At 72.9% G+C, this 16,914-nt stretch carries 16 protein-coding genes and 2 pseudogenes; 7 read left to right on the top strand and 11 right to left on the bottom strand.

Going from position 1 to position 16,914, the window contains the following annotated elements; all coding sequences use genetic code 11:
• Positions 1-573: MFS transporter (locus STRAU_RS38695; protein ID WP_037664759.1), on the bottom strand; the 573-nt coding region annotated here is incomplete at its 3' end.
• Positions 574-779: 206 nt separating this feature from the next.
• Here STRAU_RS38695 and STRAU_RS38690 point away from each other — a divergent pair.
• Positions 780-2,012, top strand: coding sequence for an ROK family protein (locus STRAU_RS38690; protein ID WP_016645843.1), 1,233 nt, complete (start codon positions 780-782; stop codon positions 2,010-2,012).
• A 10-nt stretch (positions 2,013-2,022) separates the two neighbouring features.
• Here STRAU_RS38690 and STRAU_RS38685 read toward each other — a convergent pair whose 3' ends face one another.
• Positions 2,023-3,222, bottom strand: coding sequence for an MFS transporter (locus STRAU_RS38685; protein WP_016645842.1), 1,200 nt, complete (start codon positions 3,220-3,222; stop codon positions 2,023-2,025).
• A gap of 142 nt (positions 3,223-3,364) precedes the next feature.
• The gene (locus STRAU_RS38680) at positions 3,365-3,964 is read right to left on the bottom strand and encodes a TetR/AcrR family transcriptional regulator (protein ID WP_016645841.1); all 600 of its coding nucleotides are present in this window, start codon (positions 3,962-3,964) and stop codon (positions 3,365-3,367) included.
• Positions 3,965-4,120: 156 nt separating this feature from the next.
• Here STRAU_RS38680 and STRAU_RS38675 point away from each other — a divergent pair, with 156 nt between their 5' ends.
• Entirely contained in the window at positions 4,121-5,110 is a 990-nt protein-coding gene (locus tag STRAU_RS38675) for an NAD(P)/FAD-dependent oxidoreductase (protein WP_037664755.1), read from the top strand.
• Between the two features lie 91 nt (positions 5,111-5,201).
• Here the strand turns inward: STRAU_RS38675 and STRAU_RS38670 are convergent, their stop codons facing one another.
• From STRAU_RS38670 to STRAU_RS38655, 4 genes are read right to left on the bottom strand one after another with little or no spacing between them, the layout of a single operon-like run.
• The gene (locus tag STRAU_RS38670; RefSeq protein ID WP_016645839.1) at positions 5,202-6,131 is read right to left on the bottom strand and encodes a phosphotriesterase family protein; all 930 of its coding nucleotides are present in this window, start codon (positions 6,129-6,131) and stop codon (positions 5,202-5,204) included.
• Positions 6,125-6,712: a DUF4865 family protein gene (locus STRAU_RS38665; RefSeq protein WP_016645838.1), complete on the bottom strand. Its 588-nt coding sequence runs from the start codon at positions 6,710-6,712 to the stop codon at positions 6,125-6,127. Before STRAU_RS38665 ends, STRAU_RS38670 begins: the two co-directional genes overlap by 7 nt.
• 44 nt (positions 6,713-6,756) lie before the next feature.
• Entirely contained in the window at positions 6,757-7,155 is a 399-nt protein-coding gene (locus tag STRAU_RS38660; RefSeq protein ID WP_016645837.1) for a (R)-mandelonitrile lyase, read from the bottom strand.
• A gap of 51 nt (positions 7,156-7,206) precedes the next feature.
• Entirely contained in the window at positions 7,207-7,782 is a 576-nt protein-coding gene (locus tag STRAU_RS38655; protein ID WP_037664753.1) for a TetR/AcrR family transcriptional regulator, read from the bottom strand.
• Positions 7,783-8,015: 233 nt separating this feature from the next.
• Between STRAU_RS38655 and STRAU_RS38650 the strand changes: the two genes are divergently transcribed.
• The 3 genes and pseudogenes from STRAU_RS38650 (at position 8,016) to STRAU_RS38640 (ending at position 11,728) form a co-directional block, all read left to right on the top strand.
• Complete coding sequence (locus STRAU_RS38650) at positions 8,016-8,306, top strand: SHOCT domain-containing protein (RefSeq protein WP_037664758.1); 291 nt, start codon at positions 8,016-8,018, stop codon at positions 8,304-8,306.
• Positions 8,303-9,106 (top strand): ABC transporter ATP-binding protein, encoded by an 804-nt coding sequence (locus STRAU_RS38645; protein WP_016645834.1) that lies wholly within the window; start codon positions 8,303-8,305, stop codon positions 9,104-9,106. The genes STRAU_RS38650 and STRAU_RS38645 overlap by 4 nt, the downstream gene beginning before the upstream one ends.
• Positions 9,107-9,156: 50 nt before the next feature.
• Positions 9,157-11,728: pseudogene (locus STRAU_RS38640) on the top strand (ABC transporter permease).
• Positions 11,729-11,832: 104 nt separating this feature from the next.
• Here the strand turns inward: STRAU_RS38640 and STRAU_RS38635 are convergent.
• Both STRAU_RS38635 and STRAU_RS38630 read right to left on the bottom strand, forming a co-directional pair.
• Entirely contained in the window at positions 11,833-12,345 is a 513-nt protein-coding gene (locus tag STRAU_RS38635; RefSeq protein WP_078621760.1) for an ATP-binding protein, read from the bottom strand.
• 184 nt (positions 12,346-12,529) lie between these two features.
• Positions 12,530-12,856 carry a hypothetical protein gene (locus STRAU_RS38630; RefSeq protein ID WP_016645830.1) on the bottom strand — a complete coding sequence of 109 codons (327 nt, stop codon included), beginning with the start codon at positions 12,854-12,856 and terminating at the stop codon, positions 12,530-12,532.
• A 401-nt stretch (positions 12,857-13,257) separates the two neighbouring features.
• Between STRAU_RS38630 and cds1 the strand changes: the two genes are divergently transcribed.
• Positions 13,258-14,364, top strand: a complete 1,107-nt coding sequence (cds1, locus tag STRAU_RS38625) for an L-cysteine desulfhydrase Cds1 (RefSeq protein ID WP_052029462.1) — start codon at positions 13,258-13,260, stop codon at positions 14,362-14,364.
• 17 nt (positions 14,365-14,381) lie between these two features.
• Here cds1 and STRAU_RS38620 read toward each other — a convergent pair whose 3' ends face one another.
• Both STRAU_RS38620 and STRAU_RS38615 read right to left on the bottom strand, forming a co-directional pair.
• Positions 14,382-14,882 (bottom strand): SRPBCC family protein, encoded by a 501-nt coding sequence (locus STRAU_RS38620; RefSeq protein WP_016645828.1) that lies wholly within the window; start codon positions 14,880-14,882, stop codon positions 14,382-14,384.
• 58 nt (positions 14,883-14,940) lie between these two features.
• Complete coding sequence (locus STRAU_RS38615; protein ID WP_016645827.1) at positions 14,941-15,822, bottom strand: DeoR/GlpR family DNA-binding transcription regulator; 882 nt, start codon at positions 15,820-15,822, stop codon at positions 14,941-14,943.
• 403 nt (positions 15,823-16,225) lie between these two features.
• Here STRAU_RS38615 and STRAU_RS38610 point away from each other — a divergent pair.
• Positions 16,226-16,914: pseudogene (locus STRAU_RS38610) on the top strand (hypothetical protein); the annotation flags it as partial.

Genomic DNA, 16,914 nt, shown 5'->3' with positions numbered 1-16,914 from the left:
CGCGAACGCCGTGACGAGCAGGCCGATGACGGTGAGCGCGAGCAGGTGCCGGGTCGGCGACAGATGCCCGGCGACCAGGCCGCCGAGACCCGCGCCGATCATGCCGCCCAGGCTGAACGCGGCGTGGAAGCTGGGCATGACGGGCCGCCGCAGCGCGCGCACGAGATCGACGGCGGCGCTGTTCATCGCCACATTGATGCCGCCGTACGCGGCCCCGAAGACCAGCAGCACCAGACCGAGCGACAGCGCGGAGTGCGTCAGCGGCGGCAGGGCCACACTCAGCGGCATCAGCACACCGCACGCCACCGTCACCGGATGGCTGCCGAAGCGCGTGCAGAGCCGCCCGGTCAGCGTCATCGTGACGACGGCGCCCGCCGAGACCCCGAGCAGCGCGAGCCCGAGCTCGCTCGCCGACGCCCCGGTCTGGTCCTTGATGGCCGGGATCCGCACCACCCACCCGGCGAAGATGAAGCCGTCGAGCGCGAAGAAGACGGTGAGGGCGACACGGAGCCGGGTCAGGACGGGCGAGGTGGCTCCGGGCGCCCCGGACGTGGTTTTGTTTAGTAGCGGCACAAAGTCAGCGTAGAGGGGGACCCCGGTCGTGGACAAGACGGTTTCCTCGGGAGGAGCCGAGGCGGTTTCCTCGGGAGGGGTCAAGGGGTTTCCCCGGAGGAGCCAAGGCGGCCCGTGGGAAAGCCGAAGCCGGGACGGGGCGGAGGGGAAGACGGGATGACGGCTGAACGGCGAGACGGCGTACGGATCATGGGAGACTCGCCCTCATGAACGGGAAGGCTGCCACCCGGGGTGAGGCACATCTGTCCGCGCGTACGCGCCTGGAGCGGGGGCGGACCGCGCTCGGCCCCGCCCTCGAACTCGTCCACACCGGGCGCGCCCCCACCCGAGCCGTCCTCACCGCCGAGCTGGGTGTCACGCGCGCCACGGCCGGCGCCGTCGCCGCGGAGCTGGAGGCGCTCGGCCTGATCCGCATCGACGCCAAGCCGAGCGCGGCCGCGGGCTCGCAGGGCCGGCCCTCGCACCGGCTTTCCGTCGCGGAGTCCGGTCCTGTCGCGCTGGCGGCGCAGGTGCACGCCGACGGTTTCCGGGCTGCCCTCGTCGGGCTCGGCGGCCGGATCGTCGCCACCGCGCCCGGCTGCGAGACCATCGACGCCGACCCGGCGCAGGTGCTCGGCTCGGTCATCGAGGCGGGCGCGCAGCTGCTGCGCGAGACCGGCAGGCGGTGCGTGGGCGCGGGCCTCGCGGTGCCCTCGGCCGTCGCGGAACCGGAGGGCACCGCCCTGAACCCGCTGCACCTGGCCTGGCCCGCGGGCGCGCAGGTCCGGGAGATCTTCGCGAACTGCGTACGGGACGCGGGCATCGAAGGCCCGGCGTTCACCGGCAACGACGTGAATCTCGCGGCGCTGGCCGAGCACCGGCACGGCGCCGGGCGCGGCGCGCGGGACCTGCTGTGCGTGGCGACCGGGCACCGGGGCGTCGGCGGCGCCCTCGTCCTCGACGGGCGGCTGCACACGGGCAGTTCGGGCCTCGCCCTGGAGGTCGGCCACCTCACCGTGCACCCGGAGGGCCGCCCCTGCCACTGCGGCAGCCGCGGCTGCCTGGACGTGGAGACGGACCCGCTGGCGTTCCTGACGGCGGTGGGCGCCGAGCCCGGACCCGAGGGCCTCCTCCAGCAGGCCCGCACGCTGCTGGCCGAGCACTACGCCGACCCGGCGGTGCGCACGGCGGCCGAGGCGCTGATCGACCGGCTCGGCCTCGGGCTCGCGGGCCTGGTGAACATCCTCAACCCGGACCGGATCATCCTCGGCGGACTGCACCGGGCCCTCCTGGAGGCCGACCCCGAGCGGCTGCGCGCCGTCGTCGCCGACCGCAGCCTGTGGGGCCGCAGCGGCGGCGTCCCCATCCTGGCCTGCACGCTCGACCACAACAGCCTGGTGGGGGCCGCCGAGCTGGCCTGGCAGCCGGTGCTCGACGACCCCCTGGGGGCGCTGGTTTAGCAGTCGGGGCTCAGCCCACCTCGACGGGTTCCCGTACGGCGGCGGCGGTGGTGTCGGCGGGAGTCGCGGTGTTCGCCGCCCGCCGCCTCAAGTCCGGTACGAGGGACAGCAGTCCGAGCACCGCGAGCCCGGCGCCGATCCACAGTGGCGCGCGCAGCCCGTAGGCGTCGATGGCCGGTCCGCCGACGGAGGTGGCGATGATGATGCCGCCGGTGATGAACGAGGAGTGGACGCTGTTGACCAGCGGGCGGGTGTTGCCGACCCGCTGCACGCGGGTGACCATCGCCGGGTTCATGGTGACGCCGACGAAGCCGATGCCCAGCATCATCGCGACGGCGCCGGCGGGCAGGTCGGCGAGGAGCGCGAAGCCGACCAGGAACGCGAAGTTCAGGAGCAGGCCGGTGACCAGGACCGGGAGCGTGTACCGGTCGGCGAGGCGCCCGACGACGGTGTTGCCGATGAGCGTGGCCGCGCCGTACGCGACGAGCAGCAGCGGCACCGTACCGGTGGCGAAGCCGGTGACCTCCGTGAGGATCGGGTTGAGATAGCTGAACGCCGCGAACGTCGCACCGATCACGAAGGTGCTGGTGGTCAGCGTGAGCCACAGCCGCGGGCTCCTGAAGGCGCCCAGCTCCTCGCGGACCGACCCCGCGTCGTCGGCGCGCTCGATGCGCGGTACGCCCACGAAGGTGCCCGCGGCGGCGAGCACCGTCAGGACGGTGATGGCCCAGAACGCCGCGCGCCAGCCCAGGTGTTCACCGACGACGGTGGCCAGCGGCAGCCCGAGGAGGGTACCGAGCATGAGGCCGTTGAGCGCCACGGCGACGGCGCGGCCCCTTATCTCCGGGCGGGTGAGGCGGCTGGCCAGGGAGATGCCCACGCCGAAGAACGCCTGCGAGGCGACGCCGGTGACGACGCGCGCCACGAGCATCGTCCAGTAGTCCGGCGCGAGGGCGGCGAGCACGTTGCCGGCGAGGAAGACGGCGAACAGCACCATCAGGGCCCGCTTCTGCGGGAGTTTCAGCAGGGCGACCGTCAGGAACGGCCCGCCGAAGGCCATCGCCACGGCGAAGGCGGTGATCAGATAGCCGATCTCCGGAATCGTGGCGTCGAGGCCGTCGGCCATCTGCGGCATGAGTCCGGCGACGACGAACTCGCTGGTCACCATGGCGAAGATGCCTAGGGCCAGGACGTATACGGCGCGGGGCATGGGGCTGCTCCTTGGGGAGACGCGGGCGGCGTGAAAGCCGCGCTCCGAGTATTGGATAGATCAGTACAGAACGTGGGCATGGGTGGCCGGTGGCCGGACCGCCCCGCGGGGCTGCCGCGGGGTTACGGGGGAGCGCTGGGGGTCAGGGGCGCAGGGCGTCCAGGGCGGTGTCGGCGATGGACTCCAGGGCGGCGCGGTCGGCGCCCGCCTGCGCGGAGACGCGCATGCCGCCGATGGTGGCGTTGACGAACCGGGCGAGGGCGTCGGCGTCCCGCCTGGTGGTGATCGTTCCGTCGCGCCGCCCGGCTTCGAGGGCGACGCGCAACAGGCCGAGCCGGAAGTCGAGGTCGCGCTCGACCAGCGCGGCCGCCTCCGGGTCGCGCCGGGCCAGTTCCACGACGGTGTTGACGGTGAGGCAGCCGATGCTGCTCTCGTCGTCCCCGCGGTGGTCGAACTCCGTGTCGACGGTGCGTGCGAACAGGGCGCGGATCCGCTCCAGGCCGGGGCGTTCGGCGTCCTCCAGGATCTCCGCCTGGGGCACGCTCATCAGCTCGATGTAGCGGGACAGCGCCCGCCGGAACAGGTCGTGCTTGCTGGTGAAGGTGTTGTAGATGCTGCTGCGGCCCAGTCCGGTGGCTTCGCACAGATCCTGGGTCGAGGTGGCCTCGTAGCCATTCGCCCAGAAGGCGCGCATCGCCGCGTCCAGGGCCCGCTCCTCGTCGAATGTGCGCGGTCGGGCCATGTCCGTACCGTAGCGGTTTTGGAACGGGCAATGCAATACGAGGGCGGGCGCCCTGGCCTGCGTGGACGCCGACACGGACCACTACTTTGCTGTTCCGGCAACTAGGTTTGCGTGATCCGCGCCGGTGACGCATGGTCGTCGTGGAGGTGTTTCGACATGAACGATCAGTTGGCAGACAGCTATGACGTCGTGATCATCGGTGGTGGTGCCGCGGGGCTGAACGGCGCGTTGATGCTGGCCCGGTCGCGCCGGTCCGTGGTGGTGATCGACGCGGGCGCGCCGCGCAACGCCCCGGCGGACGGAGTGCACGGGCTGCTCGGGCGCGAGGGGATGCCGCCCGCCGAGCTGCTGGAGCGCGGCCGCGCGGAGGTGCGAGGGTACGGCGGCCAGGTGGTGTCCGGGGAGGTCGGCTCGGTGACCCGGGGTGAGCGGGGCGGGGGCGACTCCGCGGACGGCACCGGACCCGAGGCCGGGTTCGTGGTGGAGCTGGCCGACGGCCGGACGGCGCGTGCGCGCCGGGTGCTGGTCGCCACCGGGCTCGTCGACGAGCTGCCCGACGTGCCCGGTGTGCGCGAGCGGTGGGGACGGGACGTACTGCACTGCCCGTACTGCCACGGCTGGGAGGTGCGGGACCAGGCCATCGGCGTCCTGGCGTCCGGACCCATGTCCGTGCACCAGACGCTGCTCCTGCGTCAGTGGAGCGACGACATCACGTACTTCGCGCACACCATGGAGCCGCCGACCGCCGCGGAGGCGGAACAGATGGCGGCCCGCGGCATCCGCGTGGTGCACGGCGAGGTCGCGTCCCTGGAGATCACCGACGACCGCCTGGTGGGCGTGCGGCTGGCCGACGGCGGCGTGGTGGGCCGCGAGGCGGTGGCCGTCGCGCCGCGGATGGTGGCGCGCGTCGGCTTCCTCAAGGCCCTCGGCCTGGAGGCGGTGCCCCATCCGGCGGGCGAGTACGTTCCGTGCGACGCGACGGGTCGCACGGATGTGCCCGGCGTGTGGATCGCGGGCAACGCGACCGACCTGTCCGCGCAGGTCGGCAGCGCGGCGGCGGCAGGCGCCCTCGCGGCGGCCCACATCAACGCCGACCTGGTGGCCGAGGACACCCGCCTGGCGGTGGCCGCGCGCCGCGGCGCCTGACAAGTGGCGCCGCGCGGGCGGGGGTTCAAAGGCAGGCGCTGAGGAACTCCACCGACCGCGCGTAGGCGTTGCCGAACCGGTGGGAGCGTCCTCACCCCGCCCACGCGACCGCGAACGCCCGTCCCGCGTTCGCCGTGACCATGCGGTCCACCAGTTCCTCGCCCACCGCGCGTACCAGCCGGGGCCGCACCCGGCGCAGCAGGTGGGGCATGCCCGGGCCGCCGTTCACGGAACGTGCCGCGGCCGTCGTCGTGTCGCCGCCCAGGAGGAGCCGGTCGCCGTGGCCGGCCTCGGCCAGGGCGCGCACCGCGTCCGGCATCCGCCAGTCCGTGGTGTGGTGGGCGCGTGACGGCCCGTCAAAGGCCAGCCAGGCGCCCGCCGACGCCGCCTCCCGGTGCACCTCGAAGTCGGGGTCGCGGTTCAGGTGCCCGAGGATCACCTTGCCGGGCGGCACCTCCAACTCGCCGCAGAGCAGGTCGAGTACGTCCAGCGCGCCCGTGCCGAGCTCCAGGTGCACGGCGATGGGCGCCCCCGTCGCCCGGTGGGCCCCGGCGGCCGCCGTCATCGTCCAGCGGGCGTGCGCGTCCAAGCCGTGGAATCCGCCCGCGACCTTGATGAGTCCGGCCCGCACCCCGCTGTCGCCGATGCCCCGAGTGAGCTCGCGGACGAACACCGCCTCCAAGCCCTCGGCGCGCAACCCGGTCAGCGCCTCCGGGGCGTAGTGGACGGCTTGGTGCAGCCCCGTCGCCGCCACGATCCGGATGCCCGACGTGCGCGCAAGGCCGGGCAGCTCGGCGGCGCGCCGCCCCATGCCGTGCGGCGTCCACTGCACGACACTCCGGCCGCCCGCGGCCCGGAACGCGGCCAGCTCGGCCGCGGCGGAATCCACGGAGTCCAGTTCCTGTCCGGGTAGTTGAGGGCTCGTCAGGAAGAGGTGGTCGTGCGCGTCGCAGACCCCGAGATCGCCGGGAGCCACGTCACCGAGGACCGTCCGGACCGTCTGCCCGCCCGCGCTCACCATGCCCTCCCGCGCCCCAGCCGCCCCACCTCGGGCGCGGAGAAGTGCAGCACCTGGAACGCCTCACCGCTCGCCTTCGGCGCCGCGCCTTCGGCCCACAGCGAGAACGTCACCGCCTCCCAGCCCCGCGGGTCGACCGCGACCACGACGCCGACGGACCCCTCCACCTGTGCCAACGACCGTGCCTCGGCGAGCAGTTCCTCCGCCAGATCGGCGTTCCGCGTGCCCTCGGGCACGGGCCTGCGGTGCCGCACGGCGACCACGGGCCCGGCGCCGGCAGCGGCCCCGTCCTCGTACCCCAGCACCATCCAGTGCTGCACCACCGGCCGCCCGAAGTCCTCGCACAGCCCCTGGAACCCGGGCCCCCAGAGGAAGGAGTTGAGGCCCTCCGCGGTGTTCCACAGGTAGAACGGGGCGTACTGGTTCACCGGCGAACCGCCGATCCCGCGCTCGCGCATCAGATACGCCTTGAAGCCCAACCCCGGGTAGTCGTCGAGGAGATGGCCCTTCGTGGCGACGCGTTCGCGGATGACGTCCATGTCGTAGTCGGCGGGCAGGGTGATCTCGTACTGCTTGGCATGCATGCGGTGCTCCGGTATCGGTGCGGGGACGGTCGGGTTCCGGGAGGTCAGGCGCTCGGGTACGCCGTGTCGGCGACGCGTTCCTCCCACACGGCCGTCGTGCCGTCGTCCCCGGCCTCGACGACGGCGAGATGCGTCATGAACGTGCGCGGCGCGGCACCGTGCCAGTGCCGTTCGCCCGGCTCGATCCACACGGTGTCGCCCGCCCTGATCGGCTCGACCGGTCCGCCGTCGCGCTGCACGAGCCCCTTGCCCTCGGTGACGTGCAGGACTTGGCCGTGCGGGTGGCGGTGCCAGGCGGTGTGGGCGCCCGGGGCGAAGTGGACGCTGAACATCCGCAGCCGGGAGGGTGCCGCGGGGCTCGCGATCTCGTCGAGCCAGACGGTGCCGGTGAAGTGCTCGGCGGGGCCCTGCGCGCTGGCGGGGCGGGTGCGGGTGATGTGCATGTACGTTCCTTGATTCGAGGGCGGGCGAGGGGAGGGCGAGGAGTCAGGTGGTCAGCCGCGCGGCTCCAGGAGCGCCAGCAGCCCCCGCACCCCCGCGTCGAACGCCTCCGGTGAGCCCGTCGCGCGGGCCAGCACATAGCCGCCCTGCACGGTCGCGACGATCGCCGACGCGACCTCGCCCGCGTCGAGCGAGGCGCTGAACTCGCCCCGGTCCACGCCCTCCTGGACGATCCCGGCGAGCCGCTCGCGCAGCCACTGGAGCGTCTCGGTGACCGGCGCCCGCAGCTCGTCGCTGGCGATGACGTCCGGGTCCATCGTCAGCCGCCCGACCGGGCAGCCGCGCAGCACGTCGCGCTCGCGCAGCAGGTACGACGCGACGCGGTCGTACGCCGGACCGTCCCCCGCGAGCGTGGTCTCCGCCGTGGCGCGCATCTCCTGCGCCGTACGCCGGATCGCGGCGAGCGCGAGGTCGGGCTTGCCCGTGAAGTGGTGGTACATGCTGCCCTGCCCGGCGCCCGCGTGCTGCTGGATGGCCTTGGGGCTGGTGCCGACGTAACCGCGCTCCCACAACAGCTCGCGCGTGGACTCGATCAGACGCTCCGGAGTGCTCATGCGTCGACTGTACATACTAATAGGTACAGACGTCGAGCCAGGGGCGAAGGAGCAGCCGCTCGCACCCGACGTACTCCCCGGGAGGTACGCGCACTGCCGCTGGCCGTACGACGACTTCGCGCGCCGCGGCGAGGAGCCTCGAAAGCGACTCGAAAGCGACGGGAACCAGCGGTCACCGAGGGCGAGAAGCCCTGGTCACCGACCTGGCCACCCCCGCTTTCACCCCGCTCTCCGAGGAGATGGACACCATGCAGACCCTGGCATTCGACGGCGGACCCGGCCCGTGGATCCTGTTCTTCCCGCTGATCTGGGCGGCCGTCGTCGTCGGCGTCGTGACCTTCCTGCGCCGCACCGTGTGGCGCGGCCGGCGCGGGCCCTGGCGGCCGGCCGGTGGCGGTGACGACAAGTCGCCGATCGCCGTGCTCGGCCACCGCTTCGCCACCGGCGAGATCGACGAGGAGGAGTACTGGCGCCGGCTGAGCGTCCTCAGCGAGGAGTTCGGCCACCTGCCGAAGGACCGGAAGGGCGGCCGGGCATGAACACCGCGACGACCCCCCGGCACCGGTCCGGCGGCCCGGACGCCGCCCGGGTCGAGGGAGCCGTGAAGGTCTACGGCTCCTCCGACACCGCGGTGACGGCCCTGGACGGGGTGAGCGTCGGCTTCCCCGCCGGGCGCTTCACCGCGATCATGGGGCCTTCGGGCTCGGGCAAGTCCACGCTGATGCACTGCGCCGCCGGGCTCGACACCCTGACGTCCGGCTCCGCGTACATCGGCGACACCGAACTCGGCTCGCTCGACGACCGGCGCCTGACCCTGCTGCGCCGCGACCGCGTCGGCTTCGTCTTCCAGGCGTTCAACCTGGTGCCGACGCTGACCGTGGCGGAGAACATCACCCTGCCCATGGACCTCGCGGGCCGGCGCTTCGACCAGGACGCCCTGGAGTGGACGGACGCGCTCATCGACATCGTCGGCCTTCGCGACCGCCTGCACCACCGGCCCGCCGAACTCTCCGGCGGCCAGCAGCAACGCGTCGCCGTGGCACGGGCGTTCGCAGGACGCCCGGACGTCGTCTTCGCCGACGAACCCACCGGCAACCTGGACTCGCGCTCCGGCGAGGAGGTCCTCGGCCTGCTCGGCCGCGCGGTGCGCGAGATGGACCGCACCGTCGTCATGGTCACCCACGACCCGGTGGCCGCCGCCCACGCCGACGAGGTCGTCTTCCTTGCCGACGGCCGTCTCGTGGACCGCATGGCGGCACCCACGGCCGACAAGGTCCTGGACCGCCTCAAGGCGTTCGACGCGAGGTCGGCCACGACGTCCGAAGGAGCACCCTCATGAGTGCCACCGGCCCGCAGGGCCCCGCCGGGCCCGGTGCCGCCACCGGCTCCCTGGGCGCCGCCCTGCGCATCAGCCTCACCTCCCTGCGCGGCCACAAGCGCCGCTTCGCCGGTACGTTCTTCGCGGTGCTGCTCGGCGTCGCCTTCCTGGCGGGCACGCTCGTCATGGGCGACACCCTGCGCGCCAGCTTCGACACGATGTTCGGCAACGCCACGCGTGGCACCGACGCGGTGGTCCGCAGCGCGAACACCATCACCACGCCCGGCGAGAGCCAGGGGGTGCGCCGCAACGTCGACACGGCCCTGGTCGACCGGATCGAGAAGGTCCCCGGCGTCGCGGCCGCCGTGCCCAGCGTCCAGGGCGCCGGCCAGCTCATCGGCAAGGACGGCGACCCGATCGGCGGCCAGGGCCCGCCCACTCTCGCGGGCAACTGGATCACCGACCCCGAGCTGAACGCCTACCGCCTGGCCGAGGGCCGCGCCCCCGCCAGGAGCGGCGAAGTCGTCGTCAACCGAGGCGCCGCCGACAGCGGCGACCTGAAGATCGGCGACACCACGACGCTGCGCACCCCCGACCCCGTCAAGGTCACGATCGTCGGCCTGGCCACGTTCGGCGGCGAGGACGGCATGGCGCAGACGACCTTCACCGGCATGACGCAGGCCGACGCCGAGAAGTACCTGATGCCGAAGCCCGGTGAGGCCGCCACCGTGCAGGTGCGCGCCGGACCCGGCACCGGACAGCAGGAACTCGTCGACGCGCTGACTCCCGTACTTCCCAAGGGGGTTGAAGCCATCACGGGCGAGGAGTCGGCGGCGGAGAACTCCGACATGATCTCCGGTCAGTTCCTGACCCTGTTCACCACGTTCCTGCTGGTCTTCTCCGGCATCGCGCTGCTGGTGGCGACGTTCTCCATCCACAACACCTTCGCGATCGTCGTCGCCCAGCGCACCCGTGAGAACGCGCTCCTGCGCGCCCTCGGCGCCTCGCGCCGCCAGGTCACCGCGTCGACGCTGACCGAGGCGTCCGTCGTGGCCGTCGTGGCGTCCGCGGCGGGCCTCGCGGGCGGCATCGGCATCGCGGCCGGCTTGCAGGCGCTGTTCCCGGCCATCGGATTCCCCTTCCCCGAGGGCGACTTGGTCATCAGCGGTACGTCGATGCTGCTGCCCCTCGCGGTCGGCGTCGCCGTGTGCGTCGCCTCCGCGCTGCTGCCCGCCGTCCGCGCCGGGCGCACCGCTCCGCTGGCGGCGCTGCGCGAGACCGCGGTCGACCAGTCCGGCGCCTCCCGCACCCGCGCGGTCGTCGGGATCGCGCTCGCGCTGGTCGCCGTGGCCCTGACCCTCGTCGGCGTCCTCGCCTCGCCGTCCATCTGGACGGCGGGCGGCGGGGCGGTCCTGGCGCTCGTGGCGTTCGTGGTGCTCGGGCCCGTCGCGTCCTCGCGTGCGGTGCGGATCCTCGGCGGGCCGCTCGACCGGCTGCGCGGTGTCACCGGCTCGCTGGCCCGGCGCAACGCCCCGCAACGCCCTGCGCAGCCCGAAGCGGACCGCCGCCACCGCGAGCGCCCTGATGATCGGCGTCGCCGTCGTCTCCCTGTTCACGGTCTTCGGCGCCTCGCTGAAGGCGACCATGGACCAGACGGTGTCCCGGTCCTTCGCGGGCGACGTCGCGGTCAGCACCCCGTCGTTCGGCGCGGGCGGCAGCGGACTCAGCCCCCGGCTCGCCCCCGCCGTCGCGGAGCGCCCGGAGGTCGCCACGGCCGTCGGCCTGGGCAGTGGAGTGGCCGAAGTCGAAGGCGAGGGGCGGGCGTTGACCGTCACCGACCCGATCGCCCTCGCCAAGTCCTTCGACCTCGGCAAGGTCGAGGGCTCCCTGAACGGCCTGGGTGACGACGGCATCGCCATCACCCGCAAGGAGGCCGACAAACAGCACCTGAAGGTCGGCGACCAGGCCGAACTCGCCTTCACCGACGGCAAGAAGGACACCTTCACGGTCCGCGCCCTGTACGGCCGGTCCGAGCTGGCGGGCGACTACGTCATCACCCGCGACGCCTGGGCCCCGCACCGCGGCCAGGACTCCGACACGCTGGTGTCGGTCACCTTCAAGGACGGGGTGGGCGCCGCCGACGGCAAGGCCGCGGTGTCCGAGGTGGCGAAGGCGTACGGCGATCCGGAGGTCCAGACCCGCGACGAGTACGCCCAGTCCGCGGCCGGCGGCATCGACATGATGCTGACCCTCGTCTACGCCCTGCTCGCGCTCGCCGTCCTCATCGCGCTGCTCGGCATCGCCAACACCCTCACCCTCGCCGTGCACGAACGCACCCGTGAACTGGGCCTGTTGCGTGCCGTCGGCCAGACCCGCGGACAGCTGCGGGCCATGGTCCGCTGGGAGTCCGTGCTGGTCGCGGCGTTCGGTACGACGGGCGGCCTGGCGCTCGGCGGCTTCCTCGGCTGGGTGTTGGTCAAGGCGTCCGACGGCGCGTCCGACAGCGCCTTCGCGTTCGCGCTGCCGCCGGCGCAGCTCGCCGTGGTCGCCCTGGTGGGCCTGGCGGCGGGAGCCCTCGCGGGACTCCGTCCGGCCCGGCGCGCCGCCCGGCTCGACGTCCTGCGGGCCATCGCCGCGGAGTGACGTAGGGGGCGTACGTGGCCGCGTACGCGACCGGGTCCACCGAGGACACGGTCGCCGGTGAGGAGATGTACGAGCGGACGTACGGAAAGACAGTCACCGCCCGGTCAGCCGGCAACGGCGGACCGGGCGGGAGCATGGGCGCCGACGGCGGACGGAGCGTCGGCGAACGGGTCGGCGCCGGTCGAGCCGTACCCGGGATACGTCGGCAGCGGCGCGGCGGGCGACGGCGCGCTGAGCGTGAACCAGACGACCTTGCCGTCGTCGCCCTGCGGCTGCACCCCCCAGCTCTCGCTGACCGCCGCGACCATCGCGAGCCCGCGCCCGCAGGTCTCGAACGGTTCGGCGTCGTGCACCACGGGAAGCCGCGGATCGTGGTCGTGGACGGAGACCATGAGGCGTTCGAGCAGCAGCTCGATCTCCACGGTGCACGTCTTGTCCGGCTCCGCGTGCCGGTGGACGTTGGTCAGCAGCTCGGTCACGCCGAGCGCGGCCTGGTCTATCAAGGGATCGAGATGCCAGTAGCGCAATTGCGCCGATACGATTCTGCGGACTTGGCCGATCCGCGACGGCAGGGCTTGGAGCTCTACCGTGCAATGCCTGCTTGGCTGGCTGATCACGGTGCGACTCCCCGAATTGAGGTCCGGAAGAAGACGGCGGATCCAGCAGGGGCCCCGGTGTCTGCCGCCTGCTGTGGTGGCCGGCGGGCTGGTTCGCAGCGTTATCGCCGGTAAACCCAGAGTGATGTGAGACCAGCGTGACCCAGGGGGTGCAGGCGTGCAACTCGCGCCGGCACCTGCCTCGTCAGTCCCGGCGCCCTCCGGCCGCGCTGCGCACGGCTTCCAGGAAGGTCCGGACGGTGGGCGGACCGGCCTCTCCGGGCACCGGATCGTGTTCGCCGAGGGTGAGGAGATACCGGGTGCCGTTCACCTCGGCGAGTGCCCGGTCCTGCGGGGCGAACCAGGGTTTGCCCGTGCGCACCGCCCGCAGCGGCGCGCTGTCGATCTCCGTGCCGTAACTGGTGAGCAGTTCCAGCCTGCCGTCGCTGATCCGGACCTGGCCGGCGCGGGTGAGCGAGCGCAGCCGCCGCCCGATCCGTACGCCCGTGGCCCTGAACTCCGGCTCTGCCATGAGGCTCCGCCCCCTTGTGCGCCTTGTGGTGGTGCGCGTCGTTGTCGCGTCCCACGTCGGGCGCCGTGGCGCGACGCCCCCTTGGAACGTACTCCTGCTGGGAACCTACCCCTGTTCCGTGCGGTGCAGTGTGCACGCGCGCGGCGTCGAGGACCAGTGTGCCCGGCCACGTCGCACATACCACTTTCGGGGCGCGGCCGGGTGGGGGCTCCGGCGGGGCGCTCGAGGCGCCCCGCCGGTGGGCAAGCAGCTGCTTTGAGGCACCAAAAGGTGTGTTTATGCAGGTGAGGGCCGTGTTGAGGGTGTTTATCATCGAGGTGTGCGACCGGATCGAACGGTTCCGGCACAAGGACGAGGAGCCCGCGGTGAGCACCATCCAGCACGACCCGGCCGACGAGCCGATGGCCACGCTCGACGTGGACCGCAGCGACGAGGAGTACCGCTCCTGGCTGAAAGAAGCCGTACGCAAGGTCCAGGCCGACGCCAACCGCTCCGCGGACACCCACCTTCTGCGCTTCCCGCTGCCCGAGCACTGGGGCATCGACCTTTACCTCAAGGACGAGTCGACGCACCCGACCGGAAGCCTCAAGCACCGGCTCGCCCGCTCGCTGTTCCTGTACGGACTGTGCAATGGCTGGATCCGTCCCGACCGCCCCGTGATCGAGGCTTCCAGCGGCTCGACGGCCGTCTCCGAGGCGTACTTCGCGAAGCTCATCGGCGTCCCCTTCATCGCGGTGATGCCGCGCACGACGAGTGCCGAGAAGGGCCGCCTCATCGAATTCCACGGCGGGCGGTGCCACTTCGTGGACGACTCGCGCACGATGTACGCGGAGTCCGCCCGGCTCGCCGTCGAGACCGGCGGCCACTACATGGACCAGTTCACCTACGCCGAGCGGGCCACGGACTGGCGCGGCAACAACAACATCGCCGAGTCGATGTTCCAGCAACTGCGCCTGGAGCGTTACCCGGAGCCCGCGTGGATCGTCGCCACGGCCGGCACCGGCGGCACCTCGGCCACCATCGCGCGCTACGTCCACTACATGCAGCACGACACCCGCATCTGCGTGGCCGACCCGGAGAACTCCTGCTTCTTCGACGGCTGGACGAAGCACGACCCGGACGCCACCAGCGACTGCGGCTCACGCATCGAGGGCATCGGCAGGCCGCGCATGGAGCCGAGCTTCGTGCCCGGCGCCATCGACCGCATGATGAAGGTCCCGGACGCGGCGAGCGTGGCCGCCGTGCGCGCCCTGGACCGGGCCATCGGCCGCAAGGCGGGCGGCTCGACCGGCACCGGCCTGTGGAGCGCCCTGCGGATCGTCGCGGAGATGGTGGCCGCGGGCCGCACCGGCAGCGTCGTCACCCTCATCTGCGACCCGGGCGACCGCTATCTGGACAAGTACTACTCGGACGCGTGGCTGGCCGAGCAGGGCCTGGACATCACGCCGTACGAGCAGACCATCGAGGGCCTGCTCGCCACGGGGGAGTGGCCGGCGCAGGAGCGCTGATCCCGCCGGGGGGGGGCTCAGATGCCGCTCGTGCCGGTGAGTTGCCGGTCCAGGTTCGCGACGGCGGCGTGGAAGGACTTGCCTATGCCCCGGCGGCCCCCGCGCTTCAGGAGGAAGCGCGTAAGCGCCACGGCGTCCGCCGCGTACGTCCACTGCACGCGTGTGCCCGCGCCCCGTCCGTCGGCCGGCTCCAGCGGGATGAGCCGCCACTCCTCCACCAGGGCGCGCAGGCCGGGGAAGTTGGTCCGGTCCACGCGGTAGGCGTACCGCGTGGGCGCGTCCGTGGCGAGGAAGGTCTCGCGGAACCAGAAGCGGCCCTGGATGCGCACCAGACGGCCCAGGCCGTCGTCGAAGGGCCTGGCGTACACCACCGAGCTGTGCCACGCGGGCAGGCGCCGGACGTCCTCCAGGACCTCGTACACCGCCTCGGGCGGCGCCGCGACATCGTGCGTGAAGACCAGACGTACGGGAGCGGTCTCGACGAACTCGAGGCCCTCGGGCCTCAGACGGCGTGCCATGCGACCCCCGGGCGGCGTAGGGCGGTTGACCGGCACGGCCACCATAGCTGGCGGCCCGTCAGAAGTCTGCCGGGTTCCCGGCGTTCCCGGAACCGTCGGGGTCGCCGCCGTCCTCGGCGTCGTTGGTCTCGGGCGCGCCCGCGACAAGGAGCCGGTGCAGATGCTCCGAGATCTCCGCGCGCGCCTGCGCGGGCAGCCCCGCGTCCGTCACGAGCGTGTCCACCTGCCCGAGCGTGGCGAACGAACTCAGGCCCACCGTGCCCCACTTGGTGTGGTCCGCGACCACCACGACGCGGCGCGCCGACTGCACCAGACGCCGATTCGTCTCCGCCTCCGCGAGATTGGGCGTGGACAGTCCGGCCTCGGCCGATATGCCGTGCACACCGAGGAACAGCACGTCGAAGTGCAGCGCCCCGATGGCCTGGTCGGCGACCGGGCCGACCAGTGAGTCCGACGGCGTGCGCACTCCGCCGGTGAGCACCACCGTGGCCGCGCCCTGCCGCTGGCCGGAGCTGCGCTGCGCGGAGTGGAAGACGTCCGCGACCCGCACCGAGTTCGTCACCACGGTCAGGTCCGGGACGTCGAGCAGATGGTGCGCGAGCGCGTACGTCGTGGTGCCGCCGGAGAGAGCGATGGCCGTGCCCGGCGCCACCAGGGTCGCCGCGGTCCGCGCGATGTCCTCCTTGGCGCTGAGCTCCAGGCCCGACTTGGCCTCGAACCCCGGCTCATGGGTGCTCGCCTCGGCCACCGGGACCGCGCCGCCGTGCACCTTCTCCAGGACGCCCTGGCGGGCGAGCGCGTCCAGGTCGCGGCGGACGGTCATGTCCGACACACCCAGTTTCCGGGTGAGTTCGTTGACCCGGACCCCGCCGCGGCGGCGCACCTCGTCGAGGATCAGGGCGCGGCGCTGCTCCGCGAGGAGGTTCTGATTCTCACTCACGTCAGGTCCGGCCCTTTCGCGTGGTCAAGCCCTTCATCGGGTCGCCTCATCCTCGCACGGGCCGTCGTTGCGGGTGCCACCGACCGGGCTGCCGCGGGGCGTACGGAAGGGGGAGATTACGTGACGGCGGGTGCGCGCGGGGCGGGAAGCGGCGATCCTTGTGTCCTTGCGTGGCCCGTACACGGCTCATGACAGCGCACGACTCGGGGGAAGCGGAACAGTGGAGCGCGCCACGGCGGCCCGGACCGCCCAGAAGCACGGACCGGAACACTCGAAACAGTCGGAACACCCGGAGCACTCAGAACGCCCGGAACATCCCGAACAGCCGGGAAAGAGCGGTCAGGTCGAGCCGATCGCCCTGGAGCTGCTCGTCCACGGAGTGGGCGGCACCACGCCGGAGGAGATGCTGGACGACCCCCGCACCGTCTCCGTCTCCGGCGACCGGACCGCGGCCGTCTACCGCCGCGCCGACGACGTGGAAGCCGAGGCACACCCGGAGAACTACCGCGACCGGCCGGTCCCCGAGGCGTACGTCTGGTGCAATCTGACGTCCGGCAACGGCTCCCGCGCCCTGTGGCTGCTGCTCCTGCCGTTCATGGTGGTCAACCTCGCCCACTGGATGCGGCCCACGGCCCGCCGCGCGAAGCGCGCCGTGCGCACGTACGGCCTGCTCGTGCGCCTGGTCGCCCTCACCCTCACCGTGCTCCTCGTCGCCGCCGCCTGCGAGATCGCCATCGACCTGACGGCCTGGCAGTGCGCGGGCACCGCCGCCTGCGTCAACGACCACTCCTGGCTCGGCTTCCTCGCGCCGGAGTCCGCCGGGGGCGGCGGGTGGTGGTCGGGGCCCGGCCGCCGTCTCGCCCTCGCCGCGCTGCTGCCCGCCGCCCTCACCGGCCTGCTCTGGTTCCTGTCCCACCGCACCTGGAGCGCGTACGAGTCCCAGCAGCCGCTGGTCCCAGCAGCCGCTGCCGCACCAGCCGGACCCGGAGGAGGCCGCCCGCAACGCGCTCGGCAAGCCCGGCTTCTGGTACGGGCGCCGGCTCGTCGCCCGGCTGCGCGCCGCCCACACGGCCGCGGGCCTGCTGACGGTCG

The sequence above is a fragment of the Streptomyces aurantiacus JA 4570 genome, from assembly GCF_000414115.1.
Lineage (GTDB): Bacteria > Actinomycetota > Actinomycetes > Streptomycetales > Streptomycetaceae > Streptomyces > Streptomyces aurantiacus_A.
The sequence above is the reverse complement of the archived record's forward strand: the minus strand, read 5'-3'. Positions and strand labels throughout refer to the sequence as shown.

Excerpts from the sequence above, each read along its gene's own strand:
- STRAU_RS38670 (WP_016645839.1), bottom strand. The coding sequence starts at position 6,131 with ATGGTGAGCGCGGGCGGGCAGACGGTCCGGACGGTCCTCGGTGACGTG.
- STRAU_RS38630 (WP_016645830.1), bottom strand. The coding sequence starts at position 12,856 with ATGGCAGAGCCGGAGTTCAGGGCCACGGGCGTACGGATCGGGCGGCGG.
- STRAU_RS38665 (WP_016645838.1), bottom strand. The coding sequence starts at position 6,712 with ATGCATGCCAAGCAGTACGAGATCACCCTGCCCGCCGACTACGACATG.
- STRAU_RS38660 (WP_016645837.1), bottom strand. The coding sequence starts at position 7,155 with ATGCACATCACCCGCACCCGCCCCGCCAGCGCGCAGGGCCCCGCCGAG.
- STRAU_RS38645 (WP_016645834.1), top strand. The coding sequence starts at position 8,303 with ATGAACACCGCGACGACCCCCCGGCACCGGTCCGGCGGCCCGGACGCC.
- cds1 (WP_052029462.1), top strand. The coding sequence starts at position 13,258 with ATGGCCACGCTCGACGTGGACCGCAGCGACGAGGAGTACCGCTCCTGG.
- STRAU_RS38675 (WP_037664755.1), top strand. The coding sequence starts at position 4,121 with ATGAACGATCAGTTGGCAGACAGCTATGACGTCGTGATCATCGGTGGT.
- STRAU_RS38650 (WP_037664758.1), top strand. The coding sequence starts at position 8,016 with ATGCAGACCCTGGCATTCGACGGCGGACCCGGCCCGTGGATCCTGTTC.
- STRAU_RS38680 (WP_016645841.1), bottom strand. The coding sequence starts at position 3,964 with ATGGCCCGACCGCGCACATTCGACGAGGAGCGGGCCCTGGACGCGGCG.
- STRAU_RS38620 (WP_016645828.1), bottom strand. The coding sequence starts at position 14,882 with ATGGCACGCCGTCTGAGGCCCGAGGGCCTCGAGTTCGTCGAGACCGCT.
- STRAU_RS38690 (WP_016645843.1), top strand. The coding sequence starts at position 780 with ATGAACGGGAAGGCTGCCACCCGGGGTGAGGCACATCTGTCCGCGCGT.
- STRAU_RS38685 (WP_016645842.1), bottom strand. The coding sequence starts at position 3,222 with ATGCCCCGCGCCGTATACGTCCTGGCCCTAGGCATCTTCGCCATGGTG.
- STRAU_RS38655 (WP_037664753.1), bottom strand. The coding sequence starts at position 7,782 with ATGTACAGTCGACGCATGAGCACTCCGGAGCGTCTGATCGAGTCCACG.